Here is a 3403-nt window from a genome sequence, read left to right as displayed (position 1 = left end):
GACTGGGTCTATCGCAGCCCGCTGCCAGGGGCGGCGGGCATCGCCGATGCGTTGCGGCATTTCCGCATGCATCCGAAGGCACTGGAGGGGGAGAACATCTCATGACCAAATCGGATCTCGTCATCGTCTATCACCGCCAGCCCTATGAGGAGGTGGTGGAGAACGGTCGGCGGGTCTATCGGGAGAACAAGAGCCCGAACGGGATTGTCCCGACCCTGAAGAGTTTCTTCGGCCGCATTGCCGAAGGACGCGGCGCCTGGGTCGCCTGGAAGCAGGTGTCGCCCAAGCAGCAGGAGAAGTTCGACCGCGTCATCCGGATTTCCGACAGCTATGGCGACTATGCGGTCTCCCGCCTGCCGCTGACGGCCGAGCAGGTGAAGAGCTTCTACCACGTCACTTCGAAGGAGGCGCTGTGGCCGATCCTGCACTCCTTCCCCTGGCTGTTCCGCTACGAGAATGCCGACTGGAATACCTTCCGCGAGGTGAACTGGCTGTTCGCCGAGGCCGCCGCCGCGCAGGCCGAGGACGACGCCCTGGTCTGGGTGCATGACTACAATCTGTGGCTGGTGCCGAAATATCTGCGGCAGATCAAGCCGTCGCTGAAGATCGCCTTCTTCCACCACACGCCGTTTCCAGGGCCGGACGTGTTCAACGTCCTGCCCTGGCGCACCGAGATCGTGGACAGTTTGCTGGACTGCGACCTCGTCGGCTTCCATATCCCGCGCTATTCCAAGAATTTTGCCGACGTCGCGCGCTCGCTGCGCGATGTTGAGGTGACGGAAACCGTGCGCGTCGAGAGCGGTATGTCGCCGAGCGGGATGGCCTTGTCGGAGCCATATGTGCCGGTGCGCCTCAGCCACAAGGGACGGAGCGTCAATCTCGATGCCTTCCCGGTCGGCACCAACCCGGAGATCATCACCGAACTGCTAAAGGGCGAGCCCAGCCGGCAGATCCAGAAGACCATCCGGGAGGAGCTGGAAGGCCAGCGGCTGATCCTGGCGGTGGGGCGCACCGATTACACCAAGGGAATGAAGGAAACCCTGCAGGCCTATGAACGGCTTCTGGAAAGGCGCCCGGAACTGCATGGCAAGGTGAAGTTGCTGCTGGTCTCAGTGCAGGCTGCCAGCGGCATGAAGATCTACCGTGACACGCAGCGCGAGATCGAGGCGCTGGTCGGCCGTATCAATGGCCGTTTCACCAATCTGCGCTGGTCGCCGGTCTTCCTGTTCTCCAACGCCATCCCGTTCGACCGGCTGATTGCCTATTACAAGATGGCGGATGTCTGCCTGATCGCGCCGCTGCGCGACGGGCTGAACTTGGTCGCCAAGGAATATGTCGCGGCCAAGCAGGGCGATCTCGGCGTACTGGTGCTGTCGGAATTTACCGGCTGTGCCGTCGAACTGCCGCAGGCGGTCCTCGCCAATCCTTATTCGGCGCGAGCGATGGATGCCGCCCTCGACCAGGCGCTCGACATGCCGGAGGAAGAGAAGCGGGAGCGCATGCGCGCCATGTACCAGAACGTCCTGCATTACGACGTCTCGCGCTGGGCGCGCCATACGCTGGAACGCTTCGGCGAGATCGGCGAGGGGCTGCGCACCAAGCCGGAGGCGGCGGCCTGAGGCCGAGGCCTGCTGTAGAGGAGGAAAGAGGGACGGTTTCATGGGGTGTCCACCCGCCAGTATAGACGGCAGGGTTTTTGCCGTTCTTGCGGTGTCCTTGCTGGGCGTTTGCGGCCTTCCGGCCACGTCGTCCGCGCAGGGCGTGCAGATCTCCATCTCCTGCGGTGCCGTCGGGGTGGAGCTGGAACTCTGCCGCGAAGGCGTTTCCGCCTGGGAGGAGCAGACCGGCAACCGGGTGGAGATCGTCTCCACCCCCAACTCCTCGACCGAGCGGCTGGCACTCTACCAGCAGATGCTGGCGGCTGGTGCGGATGATATCGACGTGTTCCAGATCGACATCGTCTGGCCGGGCATATTGGGCGGCTATTTCATCGACCTTGCGCCTTACAGCGACGGAGCGGAGAAGGCGCATTTCCCGAACCTGATCGAGAATGACACGGTGGATGGAAAGCTGGTGGCGCTGCCCTGGTGGACCGATGCCGGTGTGCTGTTCTACCGCCGTGACCTGCTGGAAAAGCATGATTTCGCGCCGCCGGAAACCTGGGCCGAGCTGACCGCAATTGCTCGAACGGTTCAGCAGGCGGAACGCGAGGCCGGCAATGGCGACCTCTGGGGCTATGTCTGGCAGGGGCGGGCCTATGAAGGGCTGACCTGCAACGGGCTGGAATGGATCGATTCCTTCGGCGGCGGCACCATTGTCGCCGATGACGGCACGATCACCGTCAACAATTCGCGCGCGGCGGCGGCACTGGACCTTGCCGCCTCCTGGGTCGGCAGCATCTCCCCCCGCGGCGTGCTGAACTATGACGAGGAGGCTGCACGCGGCGTGTTCCAGAGCGGCCGTGCGGTGTTCATGCGCAACTGGCCCTATGCCTGGTCGCTGGCGCAGGGGCAGGACAGCCCGGTGCGTGGCAAGGTCGGTGTCGTGGCATTGCCCGCCGGGTCGCCGGATGGCCAGCGCAGTGCCTGTCTCGGCGGATGGCATCTTGCGGTATCGCGCTTCTCCGAACATCCGGCGGAGGCGGCCGATCTGGTGCTGTTCCTGACCAGCGCCGAGCGGCAGAAGGTGCGCGCGGTGCGTGGCTCCTACAACCCGACGCGCCCGGCGCTCTATGAGGATCAGGAGGTGCTGGGCGTCAGCCCCTTCTTCGATACGCTGTACGAGACCTTCGAGACCGCTAATCCACGTCCGGCGCGGGCAACCGGCACACGCTACAACCGGATGTCCTTCGCCTTCTCGCGGGCGATCCATGAAATCCTGTCGGAAGGCATCGAGCCCGCACCCCGCCTGGCCGAGCTGGAACGCGACCTGCTCCGGCTCAGCCGTGGCGGCCAGTGGTGAGGAGGGGGCAGGATATGACCAGTGACCTCACCCGCGCTCGCATCCGTTCTGCCTGGCTGTTCCTGGCGCCGATGCTGGCGGTGCTGGCGCTGGTCGCCGCCTGGCCGCTGGCACGCACCTTCTATTTCAGCCTGACCGATGCGGAGCTGTCGCGCTTCGGCGACTACGGCTTCATCGGCCTGGAGAATTTCCTGGCGGAGAGCAGGGGCGTCACCTACGGCATCCTGGCCGACCCGCTCTGGTGGGTTGCGGTCAAGAACACGCTGTTGTTCGCCCTGGTCTCGGTGTTTTTCGAGACGGTGTTCGGCGTCATCATCGCGCTGGTGCTGAATGCCAGTTTCCCCGGGCGGGCGCGGGTGCGCGCTGCCGTGCTGATCCCCTGGGCGATCCCGACCGTGGTATCGGCCAAGATGTGGGCCTGGATGATGCATGACCAGTTCGG

General features: G+C 64.5%; 3 protein-coding genes. All 3 read left to right on the top strand.

Annotation, left to right across the window (positions count from 1 at the left end; translation table 11 throughout):
- Positions 1 to 101 precede the first annotated feature (101 nt).
- Positions 102 to 1619, top strand: a complete 1518-nt coding sequence (ggpS, locus tag MK313_RS17975) for a glucosylglycerol-phosphate synthase (protein ID WP_287783576.1) — start codon at positions 102 to 104, stop codon at positions 1617 to 1619.
- A gap of 142 nt (positions 1620 to 1761) precedes the next feature.
- Positions 1762 to 2961, top strand: a complete 1200-nt coding sequence (locus MK313_RS17970) for an ABC transporter substrate-binding protein (protein WP_287783573.1) — start codon at positions 1762 to 1764, stop codon at positions 2959 to 2961.
- Between the two features lie 14 nt (positions 2962 to 2975).
- Positions 2976 to 3403: carbohydrate ABC transporter permease (locus tag MK313_RS17965; protein WP_287783571.1), on the top strand; the 428-nt coding region annotated here is incomplete at its 3' end.

The sequence above is a fragment of the Oceanibaculum sp. genome (assembly GCF_022449305.1).
Classification (GTDB): domain Bacteria; phylum Pseudomonadota; class Alphaproteobacteria; order Oceanibaculales; family Oceanibaculaceae; genus Oceanibaculum; species Oceanibaculum indicum.
The sequence above is the reverse complement of the archived record's forward strand: the minus strand, read 5'-3'. Positions and strand labels throughout refer to the sequence as shown.

Coding starts and splice junctions, on each gene's coding strand:
- ggpS (WP_287783576.1), top strand. CDS start 102: ATGACCAAATCGGATCTCGTCATCGTCTATCACCGCCAGCCCTATGAG.